This is a genomic window from Virgibacillus salexigens (genome assembly GCF_014905415.1).
Taxonomy (GTDB): domain Bacteria; phylum Bacillota; class Bacilli; order Bacillales; family Amphibacillaceae; genus Virgibacillus; species Virgibacillus salexigens.
Genome location: NZ_BNEO01000125.1, coordinates 1 through 308 on the forward strand (window position 1 = coordinate 1; position 308 = coordinate 308).

The following is a 308-nucleotide window of genomic DNA, read 5'->3' on the forward strand; positions in this document are numbered from 1 at the left end:
AAAGAATAGAAGATAATACGTCATATCTTAATTATTTTTAAGCGAGGAAATATAACAATGAAAATACTAGTTACAGGAGCCACTGGAAATGTCGGCAAGTTTGTGGTGGAGGAACTCTTACATATGGGAGAGGATGTTGTAGCGGCCGGAACAAACAAGAGCAAATTACAAGCGATGTTTGGAAATACGATAGATAAGGTAATTCTCGATTTACCGGATAACCAGACGTTTTCCAAAGCATTAGAAAATATAGACAGAGTCTTTCTTATGTGACCTCCTCATCTCGGTAAGCCAGATGATTTATACCC

Annotated in this window: 1 protein-coding gene; it reads left to right on the top strand. The window is 37.7% G+C overall.

Annotated features, from left to right (window positions below; all coding sequences use genetic code 11):
• Positions 1–57: 57 nt before the first annotated feature.
• Positions 58–273: an SDR family oxidoreductase gene (locus JKP73_RS22520; protein WP_200412022.1), complete on the top strand. Its 216-nt coding sequence runs from the start codon at positions 58–60 to the stop codon at positions 271–273.
• Positions 274–308: the final 35 nt, after the last annotated feature.